Annotated in this window: 11 protein-coding genes; 8 read left to right on the top strand and 3 right to left on the bottom strand. The window is 62.9% G+C overall.

The window, feature by feature from the left end; all coding sequences use genetic code 11:
• Positions 1-220: 220 nt before the first annotated feature.
• Positions 221-970, top strand: a complete 750-nt coding sequence (locus ACFE72_RS20615; protein WP_375414978.1) for a DUF2497 domain-containing protein — start codon at positions 221-223, stop codon at positions 968-970.
• Between the two features lie 188 nt (positions 971-1,158).
• Positions 1,159-3,984, top strand: a complete 2,826-nt coding sequence (locus tag ACFE72_RS20610; protein ID WP_375414977.1) for a valine--tRNA ligase — start codon at positions 1,159-1,161, stop codon at positions 3,982-3,984.
• A gap of 140 nt (positions 3,985-4,124) precedes the next feature.
• On the opposite strand, the gene ACFE72_RS20605 is transcribed toward ACFE72_RS20610, so the two are convergent.
• Positions 4,125-4,706, bottom strand: coding sequence for a DNA-3-methyladenine glycosylase (locus ACFE72_RS20605; RefSeq protein WP_375414976.1), 582 nt, complete (start codon positions 4,704-4,706; stop codon positions 4,125-4,127).
• Between the two features lie 111 nt (positions 4,707-4,817).
• Here ACFE72_RS20605 and lipA point away from each other — a divergent pair, with 111 nt between their 5' ends.
• Complete coding sequence (gene lipA, locus ACFE72_RS20600) at positions 4,818-5,777, top strand: lipoyl synthase (protein ID WP_375414975.1); 960 nt, start codon at positions 4,818-4,820, stop codon at positions 5,775-5,777.
• 10 nt (positions 5,778-5,787) lie between these two features.
• A complete protein-coding gene (locus ACFE72_RS20595; protein ID WP_375414974.1) occupies positions 5,788-6,246 on the top strand; it encodes a type II toxin-antitoxin system RatA family toxin in 459 nt (152 codons plus the stop codon).
• Between the two features lie 83 nt (positions 6,247-6,329).
• Here the strand turns inward: ACFE72_RS20595 and ACFE72_RS20590 are convergent, their stop codons facing one another.
• Positions 6,330-6,932: a CinA family protein gene (locus ACFE72_RS20590; RefSeq protein ID WP_375414973.1), complete on the bottom strand. Its 603-nt coding sequence runs from the start codon at positions 6,930-6,932 to the stop codon at positions 6,330-6,332.
• Between the two features lies 1 nt (position 6,933).
• The gene (locus ACFE72_RS20585; protein WP_375414972.1) at positions 6,934-8,115 is read right to left on the bottom strand and encodes a bifunctional 2-C-methyl-D-erythritol 4-phosphate cytidylyltransferase/2-C-methyl-D-erythritol 2,4-cyclodiphosphate synthase; all 1,182 of its coding nucleotides are present in this window, start codon (positions 8,113-8,115) and stop codon (positions 6,934-6,936) included.
• 264 nt (positions 8,116-8,379) lie between these two features.
• Between ACFE72_RS20585 and dusB the strand changes: the two genes are divergently transcribed.
• The 4 genes from dusB to ACFE72_RS20565 form a co-directional block, all read left to right on the top strand.
• Entirely contained in the window at positions 8,380-9,381 is a 1,002-nt protein-coding gene (gene dusB / locus ACFE72_RS20580) for a tRNA dihydrouridine synthase DusB (RefSeq protein ID WP_375414993.1), read from the top strand.
• A complete protein-coding gene (locus ACFE72_RS20575; RefSeq protein ID WP_375414971.1) occupies positions 9,378-10,547 on the top strand; it encodes a nitrogen regulation protein NR(II) in 1,170 nt (389 codons plus the stop codon). The genes dusB and ACFE72_RS20575 overlap by 4 nt, the downstream gene beginning before the upstream one ends.
• Positions 10,548-10,563: 16 nt before the next feature.
• A complete protein-coding gene (gene ntrC / locus ACFE72_RS20570; RefSeq protein WP_375414970.1) occupies positions 10,564-12,006 on the top strand; it encodes a nitrogen regulation protein NR(I) in 1,443 nt (480 codons plus the stop codon).
• Positions 12,007-12,173: 167 nt separating this feature from the next.
• Positions 12,174-14,319, top strand: a 2,146-nt coding sequence (locus ACFE72_RS20565) for an ATP-binding protein (protein WP_375414969.1), incomplete at its 3' end; no start/stop codon positions are given.

Here is a 14,319-nt window from a genome sequence, read left to right as displayed (position 1 = left end):
GTCGAGGGGCGCAAAGCGATTCGTGCCGGATCGACTTTGAAGTCGCGATACGTCGGGCCTTGAGCGAGGACGGGATCATCCCGACCGACCCGGCGGCGCTTGATCTGGGGACAAGTGGGGCTGGCGGAAGCAAAACTCCCCGGTCTGCAATCGGGAACAACAAACCCTGCTCCGCTTGGTGTAAAACGCTGACGAGGGCGTTGAATATGTGGAGTCGGAAATGACGCAGCCTGCGAAGGTCCAGGAACCCTCGATGGAGGAGATTCTGGCGTCGATCCGGCGTATCATCGCCGACGACGAAGCGAAACCGGCCGAGAAGGGGGCGAGGCCGGCCGAATCGCCGAAAACTGAAGCCGCAACTGCTGCGGGATCTGCGACCAGGCCGATCATGACCGATATTCCGCCCTCTGCCCTTGTTCCGATGTCGACACCGGCAAAGGCCGGGTCGCCGGTGCAGGCGCCAACGCAGGCGCCGGGCGCGGCCAATAGCCAGGACGACATCGACGCCATGCTGGCCGGGCTTGATGCTGCGACCTCCGAAGCGGAGGTCAGGCCGCCGCTGCCGGATGGCGACGTATTCGAACTCACGGACGAGATGGCGTTGCCAGACCCGCAGCCGGCGCCGTTCCGCAGGGTCGAGCCGGACGACGACCTGGAATTCAGCGAGGCCGTCGCCGCCGGCACGCCGCGCCGTGCCCAGCATCAGCCCGCGTTTGAACCGCCGCCATTCTACGAAAGTCCGGCCGCGCCGTCGCCTCAGCAGATATTGTCGCGCTCGACGGTATCGGCGGTCGAGTCGGCCTTCAACACGCTCGCCAACACGGTGTTGAGCAACAACGCACGGACACTTGAGGATCTGGTCAAGGAAATGTTACGGCCGATGCTGAAATCCTGGCTCGACGACAATTTGCCCGGCCTGGTCGAGCGCATCGTCAAGGCGGAAATCGAGCGGGTTTCCCGCGGCCGCTAGCGGCAACGATCCAGACGCGGCGCCCGCAGCGGTTATCGATCATCGTACTGGTTTATCGGCACGGGGGGGCGTGATTTGCCGTGTTGACTCGGCGCGTCGTGGCGGCTTTCTAGCGCTGGCCCTCTTTCCCGCTTGCGGAGGGAGGCGAAGAAACCACTTCAACCGAATTCTATCACGCTCCCGTGCCCATGATCGAGAAGACCTACCAACCCGCCGAAATCGAAACCCGAATGTCCCGCGTCTGGGAGGACGCCGGCGCGTTCAAGGCCGGCCGCCCCGAGCGCCGCGACGCAAAGCCGTTTACCATCGTGATCCCGCCGCCGAACGTGACGGGCTCGCTGCATATGGGTCACGCGCTCAACAACACGCTGCAGGACATCCTGTGCCGGTTCGAGCGCATGCGCGGCCGCGACGTGCTGTGGCAGCCCGGCACCGACCATGCGGGCATCGCTACCCAGATGGTGGTCGAACGGCAGTTGACGGAGCGGCAGCAGCCCGGTCGCCGCGAGATGGGCCGTGTGAACTTTCTGGAACGCGTCTGGCAATGGAAAGCCGAAAGCGGCGGCGTCATCGTCAACCAGTTGAAACGGCTGGGCGCCTCCTGCGACTGGTCGCGCGAACGGTTTACCATGGACGAAGGCCTGTCACGCGCCGTCGTCAAGGTATTCGTGGCGCTTCACCGCGAAGGCCTGATCTATAAAGACAAGCGCCTGGTGAACTGGGATCCGGCGCTACTGACCGCGATCTCCGATCTCGAGGTGCAGCAAATCGAAGTCAAGGGCCACCTGTGGTACCTGCGCTATCCGCTGGAAGGAAAAACGTTCAACCCTGACGATCCGGCAACCTTTATTGTCGTCGCCACCACGCGGCCCGAGACCATGCTTGGCGACACCGCGGTCGCGGTGCATCCCGACGACGAGCGCTACGCGGACCTCGTCGGCAGGCACGTGATCCTGCCGCTGGTCGGCCGCAGGATTCCCATCGTGGCGGACGAATACTCCGATCCGGCAAAAGGCTCAGGCGCGGTCAAGATCACCCCGGCGCATGACTTCAACGATTTCGAGGTCGGCCGGCGGCACGACCTGCCACAGATCAGCGTACTCGATCGGGAGGCTCGGCTGGTTCTTGCCGGCAACGAAGATTATCTGCGCGGGCTGCCGGAAGGATCGTCGCAGCTTGCGGAAGAGTTCAATGGCGTCGAGCGCTTTGCCGCGCGGAAGCGCATGGTCATCCGACTGGAGGATTTCGGCTTTCTGGAGAAGATCGAGCCGAACACCCACATGGTGCCGCATGGCGACCGCTCCGGCGCGGTGATCGAACCGTATCTGACCGACCAGTGGTATGTCGACGCCAGGACCATGGCGCAACCGGCTATCGCCGCGGTGCGCAGCGGGGCGACCTCGTTCGTGCCCAAGAATTGGGAAAAGACCTATTTCGAATGGATGGAAAACATCGAGCCCTGGTGCATCTCGCGTCAGCTCTGGTGGGGTCATCAGATCCCGGCATGGTACGGGCCGGACGGCAAGGTATTCGTCGCCGAGACCGAGGACGAGGCCGTCGGCAACGCGCTCGGCTATTATGCCGAGCAGGAGGTCATCACGCCGGAGCAGGGGCGGGAGATGGCGCTCGATCCTGTAAAGCGGTCGGGCTTCATCATCCGCGACGAAGACGTGCTGGATACCTGGTTCTCCTCCGCGCTGTGGCCGTTCTCGACGCTGGGATGGCCTGAGGACAGCAGAGACCTCGCGCGCCATTATCCGACCGACGTACTCGTCACCGGCTTCGACATCATCTTCTTCTGGGTGGCCCGGATGATGATGATGGGGCTTCATTTCATGAAGGATGTGCCGTTCCCGACCGTCTACATCCACGCCCTCGTCCGCGACGAGAAGGGCGCCAAGATGTCGAAGTCGAAAGGCAACGTCATCGACCCGCTTCATCTGATCGACGACTACGGCGCCGACGCGCTGCGGTTCACATTGGCGGCGATGGCGGCGCAGGGCCGCGACATCAAGCTCGCCGGGAGCCGCGTCGAGGGTTACCGCAATTTCGCAACCAAGCTGTGGAATGCGTGCCGCTTTGCCGAGATGAACGGCTGCGTGCTGCCGCCGGATTTCGATCCGAGAAAAGCGACCGAAACCCTCAACCGCTGGATCGCGCACGAAACCTCGGGCGCTACCCGCGATATTACCGAAGCCATCGAAGCCTATCGTTTCAACGATGCGGCGGGCGCGGCCTACCGCTTTGTCTGGAACGTCTATTGCGACTGGTATCTGGAACTCGCCAAGCCGGTTCTGATGGGTGAGGAGAGCGCCGCCAAGACCGAAACCCGCGCCATGGTGGCGTGGGCGCGTGACGAAATCCTCAAGCTGCTGCATCCGTTCATGCCCTTCATCACCGAAGAACTATGGGCGGTGACGGCTTCGAAGGCCGTCTCTTGTTCTTCCTCTCCAATCCTTCCCCTCAAGGAGGCAGAGGGCAGACCGTTACTCGCCTTGACGGAATGGCCCGACCATCAGGGCCTGGATGATGACGCCGCCGAAACCGAGATCGGCTGGGTGGTCGATCTGGTCACCGCCATCCGTTCGGTACGCGCAGAGATGAACATTGCGCCATCGACGCTGACGCCGCTGGTGTTGGCGGGGACCTCCATGGAAACACAGTCGCGCGCGCAGCGCTGGAGCGATGTGGTCAAGCGCCTCGCCCGTCTCGCCGGGATATCCTTCGTCGATCGCGCGCCGGAGGGTGCCGTGCATTTGCTGGTGCGCGGAGACGTCGCCGCATTGCCGCTCAAGGGGGTGATCGATTTTTCCGCAGAGAAAGCGCGGCTCGATAAGGAACTGGCCAAAGCCGCGGCCGATATCAAGCGTGTCGATGCAAAGCTCGCCAACGAGAAATTCATCGCCAACGCGCCGGAAGAGATCATCGAGGAAGAAAAGGAAAAGCGCGAGGCGGCCGTTGCACGGCACGCAAAAATTCTTGAGGCGCTGGAGCGGCTGAACAATGCGGCATGAAAAGGACGGCTCGTTACCTTAAAGAAGAGGCCATTTGGAATGCTGTCGCGCGCACACAACAGTTGAGGTTAATGCGACCGGTCAAAGACATTTCCATGCGGCGGGATGCCGCATCTTTTCACCATGTCCGCCCCCGCGCTTCAGAACGGCTTGCTGAGGAATTTTGAGCCTTGCAGCCCGTATCGCCACGGCAAGTCGACCGCCTTGGTGATGCCGATTCGCACTCCCGCCGCGACCACGGATTTGCCTATCCGCGCATGCAGCGCGAATGGCGGGGCATCGAGCGGTAGTCCATTGTGGGCATCGCTAATTCCAAGCGCTTCCGTCAGTTTGCCGGGTCCCGAACACAGCGACCGCTCGTCGTGCAATCCGCGCCGCCGCCGCATCGCCGGGACGCCATGGGTCGGCTCGATTGCCCGGATCAGTACCGCGCTCGCAGAACCCTGTTTTTCGCAGACGAAATTCACGCACCAGTGGATGCCATAGGAGCGATAGACATAAACAAAACCGGGAGGACCGAACATCACCATATTGCGCTTGGTCGGGCCCCGGAACGAATGCGCAGCAGGATCGGTGTGATGATAGGCCTCGACCTCGACGATGACGCCGCCGACGCCATTGACCAGCAGTGTCGCGCCGATCAGTTCGGGCGCGACCGCATGCACGCTGCGCGCAAAGAACGCGCGCGTCAGCGGCTTGCCCAGCTTGTGCTCGGTTGACATGGAGTTTTGAGCCATCCCCGCCGATATGCTAAGACTGGACGCAGAGCAAGGCAGCCGGTTGCGGTTCCGCTTGAAGCGCACTAGCTAAGCTGCTCCCAGAACGGACACTTCATGGTCGTTGTCGTCGATACCATCTCAGCCACGCAGTTGCGCCCGCGCCATCCTGAAAAGGTGAACCGGCCGGATGCGCTGTCGCCACCGAAACCGGACTGGATCCGGGTACGGGCGCCGAATACGCGCGGTTACGCCGACACTCGGAGCATCGTCAAGGAAAACGGCCTCGTCACCGTATGTGAGGAGGCCGGCTGTCCGAATATCGGCGAGTGCTGGGACAAGAAGCACGCCACCTTCATGATTATGGGTGACACTTGCACCCGCGCCTGCGCCTTTTGCAACGTCAAGACCGGGATGCCCGCGGCGCTCGATGCGTCGGAACCGGATCACGTCGCGGAAGCCACGTTCAAGCTCGGTCTCGCCCATATCGTGATCACTTCCGTGGATCGCGACGACCTTGCCGACGGCGGGGCCGGGCATTTTGCGAAAGTTATCGGCGCGATCCGCGCGCGCTGTCCGACCACCACCATTGAAATCCTGACGCCGGACTTCTTGCGCAAGGATGGCGCGCTTGAGGTCGTGGTGGCTGCAAAACCTGACGTGTTCAATCACAATCTCGAAACCGTGCCGTCGCGCTATCTCACCGTGCGGCCGGGCGCGCGCTATTTCCATTCCATCCGGCTGTTGCAACGGGTGAAGGAGATCGATCCCACTATCTTCACCAAGTCCGGGATCATGGTGGGCTTGGGCGAAGAGCGCGGCGAGGTGCTGCAGATGATGGACGACCTGCGCTCGGCGGAGGTGGATTTCCTCACCATCGGCCAGTATCTGCAGCCGACCCGCAAGCATCACGCCGTGATGCGCTATGTCCCGCCGGATGAATTCAGCGGTTACGAGAAGGTTGCCTATGCCAAAGGGTTCCTAATGGTCTCGGCAAGCCCGCTGACGCGCTCGTCGCACCATGCCGGCGACGATTTCGCCAAATTGCAGGCGGCGCGCGCTGCGATGCCGCGCTGAGCATCGGTCGATGCCGAAATTTTCCAGCAAGCGCGGAGTTCGACACAGCGCGCCTGAAATGTTCGACCTGGTCGCCGACGTCGAGCGCTATCCTGAATTCGTACCGCTGTGCAAGTCGCTGAAGATACGCCAGCGCACGCCCAAACCCGACGGCACCGAGATCGTCATCGCCGACATGACGGTGTCGTTCAAGCTGGTGCGCGAAGCCTTCACCAGCCGGGTGACGCTGGACCGGCCCAATCTCAAGATCATGGTGGAATACCTGCAAGGCCCGTTCAGCACCCTCGAGAATCGCTGGACATTCGAACCGAAATCCGACACCGCCTGCGACGTCGGGTTCTTCATCGCCTATGAATTCAAGAGCCGGATGCTGGCGATGTTGATGGGCGCCATGTTTGACGCGGCATTCCAGCGTTTTGCGGCGGCGTTCGAGAAGCGGGCGGATGCGGTTTATGGGAAGACCGCTTAGGCTGGGTCGAGCAGTCGCCTCGACCGCATGCCGTCCGCGATATTTCCTGGCAGGATGCTCAAAAGTTGCAACAGCCACGAGGGTCACACCCGCGACGTTCTCCGCTGCTTCGCCGCACTCCGCCTCGGCGATCGCGCGACGCGGGGATGGGCGCGGCTCGCAGCCTCGCGGCGCGGTTTTGCCGGCGCCTGCGGGCCGCGCGCAAGCTCCATCAGCATCCGCAACGCTTCGACGACCGAGCGCTGGCGCACCGTGCTGCGGCCGACGGCGCCGAAGCGGCATTCGCGGTGCAGGATCCGCCCGTCGCGCGCGGCGACCGCTAAATGCACGAGGCCGACCGGCTTGCCCGGCGTCGCGCCGCCGGGGCCCGCGATGCCGGTGATGGAAACCGCCAGATCGACGCCGGCCCTTTCCAGCGCGCCGATCGCCATCGCGGTCGCGGCTTCCTTGCTCACGGCGCCAAAACTGTCGAGCGTGGTTGCCTTCACGCCGAGCATGGTCCGCTTGGCGTCGTTGGAATAGGTGACAAAACCGCGGTCGATCACATCGGACGAGCCGGGAATCTCGGTGAGCGCGCCGGCCACCAGTCCGCCGGTGCAGGATTCGGCGGTAGCGATGGTGAGCTTGCGGCTCCGGCAGAGATCGAGCAGCGACCGGGACAGGGCGCGGGCGTCGCTGCCGCTCATGTCAGTCGACCCAGGGAAGTCGGATGGTGGCGCTCGCCATTGCCGCGATGCCTTCCTCGCGGCCGGTGAAGCCGAGCCGTTCGCTGGTGGTGGCCTTTACGGCCACCCGCGACAAATCTAGTCCGGTGATTTCCGCGACGCGCGCGCGCATGGCGTCACGATGCGGGCCGATTTTCGGCCGTTCGCAGATCAGCGTCAGGTCGAGATGGGCGATGCGCCCGCCGCGCGAGGTCACGCGCTCGACCGCATATTTCAGGAACTGATGCGATGCCGCGCCCTTCCATTGCGGATCGCTGGGTGGAAAATGCGAGCCGATATCGCCGTCGGCCAGTGCGCCGAGAATTGCGTCCACCAGCGCGTGAAGCCCGACGTCGCCGTCGGAATGCGCCAGAAAGCCGCGGGTATGCGGTACCCGGACGCCGCAGATCATCAGATGATCGCCGTCGCCGAAGGCATGGACGTCGTAGCCGCTTCCTGTCCGCACGTCGCCGAGCATGGCGTCGAAGCGGGCTTGTTCGCGAACGAAATCTTCCGGCGTGGTAAGCTTCATGTTTGCAGGATCGCCTTCAAACGTCGCCACCGTCAATCCCGCCCATTCCGCGAGTGCTGCGTCGTCGGTGAAATCGGCGCGGCCATCGCGTGCCGCGCGGCGATGCGCGTCAAGAATGATCCCGTAGCGAAAGGATTGCGGCGTTTGCGCGATGCGCAACCGCGCGCGCTCCGGCGTGGCCTCGATGTGGCCATCCTCGCCGATCAGCTTGACGGTGTCGGTGACAGGAATCGCAGGCACCGCCGCGCCGGTCAGGCCCGCGGCATCGATCGCGCGCGAGATCACGGCCGCCGTGACGAACGGCCGCGCAGCGTCATGGATCAGCACGATGTCCGGCGATTGGCGTGCGAGCGCTTCCAATCCCGCGTACACAGATGCTTGGCGAGTCGTACCACCATCGGCGGGAGGCTGGTAGCGCAGGTCGCTGACGGCCGCGCTGAACATCGCAGCATCATCGGGATTGAGAACGGGCTGCACTGCGAATATCTCTGGATGGCTGCAAAAAGGCTCCATCGCCCGCGAAATTACGGTTCGTCCTCCGACGGAACGGTATTGCTTGGGTCCGCCAGACCCGGCACGAAGCCCGCGACCGGCGGCAACAATGATAGCGGCAGTCCGTCTAGGTGTCGGCATCGTGATCTTGGGTAATCAGAGTGAAGCCGGCCGTGCCCGGCGCACAGCCCTTATCATGCCGTCCGGTAAAACAGAACGCTTCCAATGACCGTAGTATTTTGTTGCACTGCACTTGCAAGATCAACAGAACTGTCTAAAGTGTAGGCATGAAGCTTGACTGCCCAAGAAATGTGCGCAGAATTGCGGGTGGACTGTCGCAATGAAGCGGTTGTCGCAGAACCGAGAAAATCCGTGAACGGCCCGGTATCTTCTTCTCCCAAATTGCTGAAAATAGGCGATATCGAGGTCGCTAACCGGGTTCTACTGGCGCCGATGTCGGGAGTTACCGACGCGCCGTTTCGACGCCTTGCAGCATCGCTTGGCGCCGGCCTCGTGGTTTCGGAAATGACGGCCAGCGATGATCTCGTCCATGGCCGGCCGATGTCGCGGCTGCGATGCGAGGCCACCGGGGTGGGACCTCACGTCGTTCAACTGGCCGGCTGCGAGATGCATTGGATGGCGGAAGGCGCCCGGGTCGCTGAGGCGGCCGGCGCCGACGTCATCGATATCAACATGGGTTGCCCGGCCCGGCATGTTACCGGCGGTCAATCCGGCTCGGCGCTGATGCGCGATCTCGATCATGCGCTGAAGCTGATCGAGGCCACCATTGCTGCGGTAAAAGTGCCGGTGACATTGAAGATGCGGCTCGGTTGGGACGAGCGCTCGCTCAACGCGCCGGAGCTGGCACGGCGCGCGGAAGCCGCAGGCGTGCAGTTGATTACGGTGCACGGCCGCACGCGATGCCAGTTCTACAAAGGCGAAGCAGACTGGAACGCGGTGCGCGCGGTCAGGCAAGCGATCCGCATTCCGCTCGTGGTCAACGGCGATATCACTTCCTACGAGAAGGCCATCGCCGCACTTGAAGCGTCCGGCGCCGATGCCGTCATGGTCGGGCGTGGCGCGCAGGGCCAGCCGTGGTTGCCCGGCCAGATCGGCCGCCGCATCAATACCGGTGTCGTGGAACCGGTGCCGGCGCTGGCCGATCAGTTGACCTATGTCTGCACGCTCTATGACGATGTTGTCAGCCATTATGGTCTGCGCATCGGCCTTCGCCATGCGCGCAAGCATCTCGGCTGGGCCCTGGACGTTGCGGCGAAAGTAAGCTTTGCGCCGGCCGCCGTACTCAAAACTTGGCGGCACAGGATTTTGACCGCCGAGGATCCTAAGGGCGTGCATCGTTTTCTCCATGATGCATTTGGCGACTTTGCATGGAGCGCTGCCGCATGACATCAGCCGCAGAACATCGCCGTCCGCCGCCATCCGACGGCGACGCCATTCTTAACGCATTGCCAAACCCCGTGTTGCTGGTCGCGCCCGATGGCAAGATCGTCGATGCCAATATGGCCGCCGAATCCTTTTTCGAAATTTCGACCCAGTTTCTGCGCCGCCAGTCGCTGAAAGAACTGGTGCCGTTCGGCAGCCCGCTGCTGGCGCTGATCGATCAGGTGCGCAGTAGCGGCTCGCCGGTCAACGAGTACAAGGTCGATCTCGGCACCCCGCGGATCGGCGGCGACCGCCAGGTCGATCTGCACGTCGCACCCTTGACGGAACGGCCCGGCCATATCGTGGTGATGCTGCAGGAGCGCACCATTGCCGACAAGATGGACCGGCAATTGACCCATCGAAGCGCGGCGCGCTCGGTGATCGCGCTGGCTGCGATGCTGGCGCATGAGATCAAAAATCCCTTGTCCGGCATTCGCGGCGCGGCGCAGCTTCTCGAGCAAGCCGCCTCCTCGGAGGACCGCATGCTGACGCGGCTAATTTGCGACGAGGCGGACCGCATCGTCACCCTCGTGGACCGGATGGAAGTATTCGGCGACGACCGGCCGGTGGCGCGCGGTCCGGTCAACATTCATTCGGTGCTCGATCACGTAAAGAGACTGGCGCAATCCGGCTTCGCGCGCAACGTCCGCTTCATCGAGGACTACGACCCGTCGCTGCCGCCGGTGCTGGCCAACCAGGATCAGCTGATACAGGTGTTTCTGAACCTGGTGAAGAATGCCGCCGAGGCGGTGGTCGACCTCGGCAGCGACGGCGAAATTCAGCTCACCACCGCGTTTCGGCCCGGCGTACGCCTGTCGGTGCCGGGAAAGAAATCGCGGGTGTCGCTGCCGCTCGAATTTTGCGTCAAGGATAACGGTCCGGGCGTGCCGGAGGATCTGCTGCCGAACCTGTTCGATCCGTTCGTCACCACCAAGGCCAGCGGCAGCGGGCTGGGGCTCGCGCTGGTGGCCAAGATCGTCGGCGATCACGGCGGCATCATCGAATGCGAATCGCAGCCGCGCAAAACGATTTTCCGTGTGCTGCTGCCGATGTTCTCCAGCGCCAAGCAGTTCGAGCAAAGCAATGCCGACGACGTGCCGGGACCGCCGTCGCGGGCCCCGCAGCATTAGAAGATGAGGAATAACCATGCCCGCAGGTAGTATTCTCGTCGCCGATGACGACACCGCCATTCGCACGGTTTTGAACCAGGCTCTTTCCCGGGCCGGTTATGAGGTGCGCCTGACCGGGAACGCAGCGACGTTGTGGCGCTGGGTCAGCCAGGGGGAGGGGGATCTCGTCATCACCGACGTGGTGATGCCGGACGAGAACGCATTCGACCTGTTGCCGCGCATCAAGAAGATGCGGCCGAATCTGCCGGTCATCGTGATGAGCGCGCAGAATACCTTCATGACGGCGATCCGCGCCTCGGAACGCGGCGCCTATGAATACCTGCCGAAACCGTTCGACCTGAAAGAACTGATCGGCATCGTCGGCCGCGCGCTGGCCGAACCGAAGGAGCGCATTGCCAATCATGCCGACGAGGCCGAGTTCGATTCCATTCCGCTGGTCGGCCGATCGCCGGCGATGCAGGAAATCTATCGGGTCCTTGCACGGCTGATGCAGACCGATCTGACGGTGATGATTTCCGGCGAATCCGGCACCGGCAAGGAACTGGTCGCGCGCGCGCTCCATGATTACGGCAAGCGGCGCAACGGACCGTTCGTCGCCGTCAACATGGCGGCGATCCCGCGCGATCTCATCGAGTCCGAATTGTTCGGCCACGAGCGCGGCGCGTTCACCGGCGCCAATACCCGCGCCTCCGGGCGATTCGAGCAGGCCGAAGGCGGCACGCTGTTCCTCGATGAAATCGGCGATATGCCGATGGAAGCGCAGACGCGGTTGCTGCGCGTGCTGCAGCAGGGCGAATACACCACCGTCGGCGGCCGGACGCCGATCAAGACCGACGTGCGTATCGTCGCGGCAAGCAACAAGGATCTGCGCATTCTGATTCAGCAGGGATTATTCCGCGAAGATCTGTTCTTCCGCCTCAATGTCGTGCCGTTGCGGCTGCCGCCGCTACGCGAGCGCATCGAGGATCTGCCCGACCTGATCCGGCATTTTTTCGCATTGGCGGAGAAAGACGGATTGCCGCCGAAAAAGCTCGACGCCCTGGCGCTGGAGCGGATGAAGCAGCATCGCTGGCCCGGCAATGTGCGCGAACTGGAAAATCTCGCGCGCCGGCTTGCGGCGCTGTATCCGCAGGACGTGATCACGGGTTCGGTCATCGACGGCGAACTGGCGCCGCCGGCGGTTGTCTCAGGCGGCAGCGCGCATCACGGCGTCGACAATCTCGGCGGCGCGGTCGAAGTCTATCTGTCCTCGCACTTTTCCAGTTTTCCGAACGGCGTGCCGCCGCCCGGGCTGTATCACCGGATCTTGCGGGAAATCGAGGTGCCGCTGCTTACGGCGGCGTTGGCGGCGACTCGCGGCAACCAGATTCGGGCGGCGGATTTGCTTGGCCTCAACCGTAATACGCTGCGCAAGAAAATCCGCGATCTGGACATCCAGGTGTACCGCTCCGGCGGCTGATTGCGGAGGTTGCATCGGCGCGCATCATTCCGCCACTGCCATCGATAACGCGCCATCGAGCCGTGCCGTGGATTAGTCGCAATTCGGCAACATTGTGATATGAATGCATCAGTGCTTCTGTCGGTTAGCCGACGGACGGCAGGCTTTCACGCTTACCCGATGCCGGAATGACCAGCGCAGACACGTCGGCCCCACCCTTTGATCCGTCCTTTGCCGAGCCGCGCAGATGGCCCCTGCGCAGGCTGCTGGCGCCGTTCGCGGTCGGCTTTGCGCTGCTGTCTGCCTTCCTCACCTTCGTGGTGCTGACAGGCCTGACACCAATCGAGCCCAAGCGCGAAGTCGTCGTCTCCTTCCTGCTGATCAATGCGGCAACCATCCTGCTGCTGGTCGGCATCATCGTCCGCGAAGTATGGCAATTGGTGCAGGCGCGCCGCCGCGGGCGGGCTGCGGCAAGGCTGCACGTCCAGATCGTCAGTCTGTTTTCGGTGATTGCGGTGCTGCCCGCCGTGCTGGTGTCCGTGGTCGCCAACGTGACCATCGATCGCGGCCTGGACCGGCTGTTTTCCGGGACCACGAAAGCGGCGATCGATAATTCGCTGATCGTCGCCAGCGCCTATCTCAATGAAAACGCCCAGCTGATCCGTGGCGATATCCTGGGCATGGCTAACGATATTGCCAATGCGCGGCCATTGTTCGACCAGGACCGCCGGTCGTTTCGTGAAATGCTGACGGCGAGTGCTGCTTCGCGCAATCTTCCCGGTGCGATGCTGCTGGACAAGGAAGCCAACGTTCTGGAAACCGCGCAAACCGGCATTCAGCAGGATTTCGGCAAGCCGCCGCCGGAATTTATCAAGGACTTCAACGAAACCGAGCCGGAGATCGTGATCGAGGCAAATTACGTCGCCGCGGTCATTCGCCTGCGCGCATTCAGCGATACGTTCCTGTATGTCGCGCGGCTGCTGGATCCGCGCGTTGTCGCCCAGTTGCGGCAGACCCAGGCCAGCGTCGCCGAATATGCCCAGATCGAATCGCGCCGGCTTGGCATCCAGGTGGCATTCGCGCTGATGTTCACGGTGATCGCCCTGACCATCCTGATGTCGTCGGTGCTGATCGGACTGAATTTCGCCACCTGGCTGGTGGCGCCGATCCGGCGGCTGATGAGCGCTGCCAACGTCGTATCGACCGGCGATCTGCACGTGCAGGTGCCGGTGCTCAAATCGGAGGGCGATCTCGCGCAACTCGGCGAAACGTTCAACAAGATGACCCAGGAGTTGCGTACCCAGCGCGACGAACTGGTGAGCGCGAGCGACCTGATCGACAGCCGGCGTCGCTTCATCGAGGCGGTATTGTCGTCCGCCAGCGCCGGCATTATCGGCGTCGACGGCTCCGGCAGCGTCGGCATCCTCAACCGCTCCGCCGAAAAACTGATCGGTCACACCGAATCCGAGACGCTCGGTCATCCGCATTCGGAAATCATTCCCGAACTCGACGACATGATGAAGACCGCTCGGGAAGGCACTCAGCGGCTGGTGCAGGGCCAGATCACCATCACACGCGACGGGCGGGAGCGCAATCTCTCGGTCCGGATCAGCGCCGAGCATGCCAGCCAGTCCGGAGACAGCTACATCATCACGCTCGACGACATCACCGATCTGGTTTCCGCGCAACGCACCTCGGCATGGGGCGACGTGGCCCGCCGCATTGCGCATGAAATCAAGAATCCGCTGACGCCGATCCAGTTGTCGGCCGAGCGTATTCGCCGCAAGTTCGGCAAGGTCATCACCGAGGACAAGGCGATCTTCGAACAGTGCACCGATACCATCGTGCGTCAGGTCGACGACATCAGGCGGATGGTCGATGAATTCTCGCGTTTTGCGCGTATGCCCAAGCCCGTCATGGAAGGCGAGGATGTCGCCGACACCGTACGCCAGGTGGTGTTCCTGATGCGGGTCGGACATCCCGATCTCGATATCGAAACCGAGATCAAGGACGAGCCGCTGCGGGCGCAGTTCGATCGCCGGCTGATTTCGCAGGCGCTTACCAACATCATCAAGAATGCGACCGAGGCCATCGAAGCCGTTCCGCCGGAGACGCTGGGGAAGGGCAAGATCGAAGTCGTTGCAGCGCGTGACGGCGACGACATCGTGATTGACGTAATCGATAATGGCGTCGGCCTGCCGAAAGTGAGCCGGTCGCGGCTGCTCGAGCCCTACGTCACCACGCGCGAGAAAGGCACTGGGCTTGGTCTCGCCATTGTCGGTCGGGTGCTGGAAGACCACGGCGGCGGGATCGAACTGCATGACGCCTCGGACA

Source organism: uncultured Bradyrhizobium sp., assembly GCF_964252615.1.
Classification (GTDB): domain Bacteria; phylum Pseudomonadota; class Alphaproteobacteria; order Rhizobiales; family Xanthobacteraceae; genus Bradyrhizobium.
The sequence above is the reverse complement of the archived record's forward strand: the minus strand, read 5'-3'. Positions and strand labels throughout refer to the sequence as shown.

What these genes read in the sequence shown, in the direction of transcription:
- ACFE72_RS20575 (WP_375414971.1), top strand. Translation starts at nt 9,378, where the DNA reads ATGACATCAGCCGCAGAACATCGCCGTCCGCCGCCATCCGACGGCGAC.
- ACFE72_RS20605 (WP_375414976.1), bottom strand. Translation starts at nt 4,706, where the DNA reads ATGTCAACCGAGCACAAGCTGGGCAAGCCGCTGACGCGCGCGTTCTTT.
- ACFE72_RS20615 (WP_375414978.1), top strand. Translation starts at nt 221, where the DNA reads ATGACGCAGCCTGCGAAGGTCCAGGAACCCTCGATGGAGGAGATTCTG.
- ACFE72_RS20585 (WP_375414972.1), bottom strand. Translation starts at nt 8,115, where the DNA reads ATGCCGACACCTAGACGGACTGCCGCTATCATTGTTGCCGCCGGTCGC.
- ACFE72_RS20595 (WP_375414974.1), top strand. Translation starts at nt 5,788, where the DNA reads ATGCCGAAATTTTCCAGCAAGCGCGGAGTTCGACACAGCGCGCCTGAA.
- lipA (WP_375414975.1), top strand. Translation starts at nt 4,818, where the DNA reads ATGGTCGTTGTCGTCGATACCATCTCAGCCACGCAGTTGCGCCCGCGC.
- ACFE72_RS20610 (WP_375414977.1), top strand. Translation starts at nt 1,159, where the DNA reads ATGATCGAGAAGACCTACCAACCCGCCGAAATCGAAACCCGAATGTCC.
- ACFE72_RS20590 (WP_375414973.1), bottom strand. Translation starts at nt 6,932, where the DNA reads ATGAGCGGCAGCGACGCCCGCGCCCTGTCCCGGTCGCTGCTCGATCTC.
- ntrC (WP_375414970.1), top strand. Translation starts at nt 10,564, where the DNA reads ATGCCCGCAGGTAGTATTCTCGTCGCCGATGACGACACCGCCATTCGC.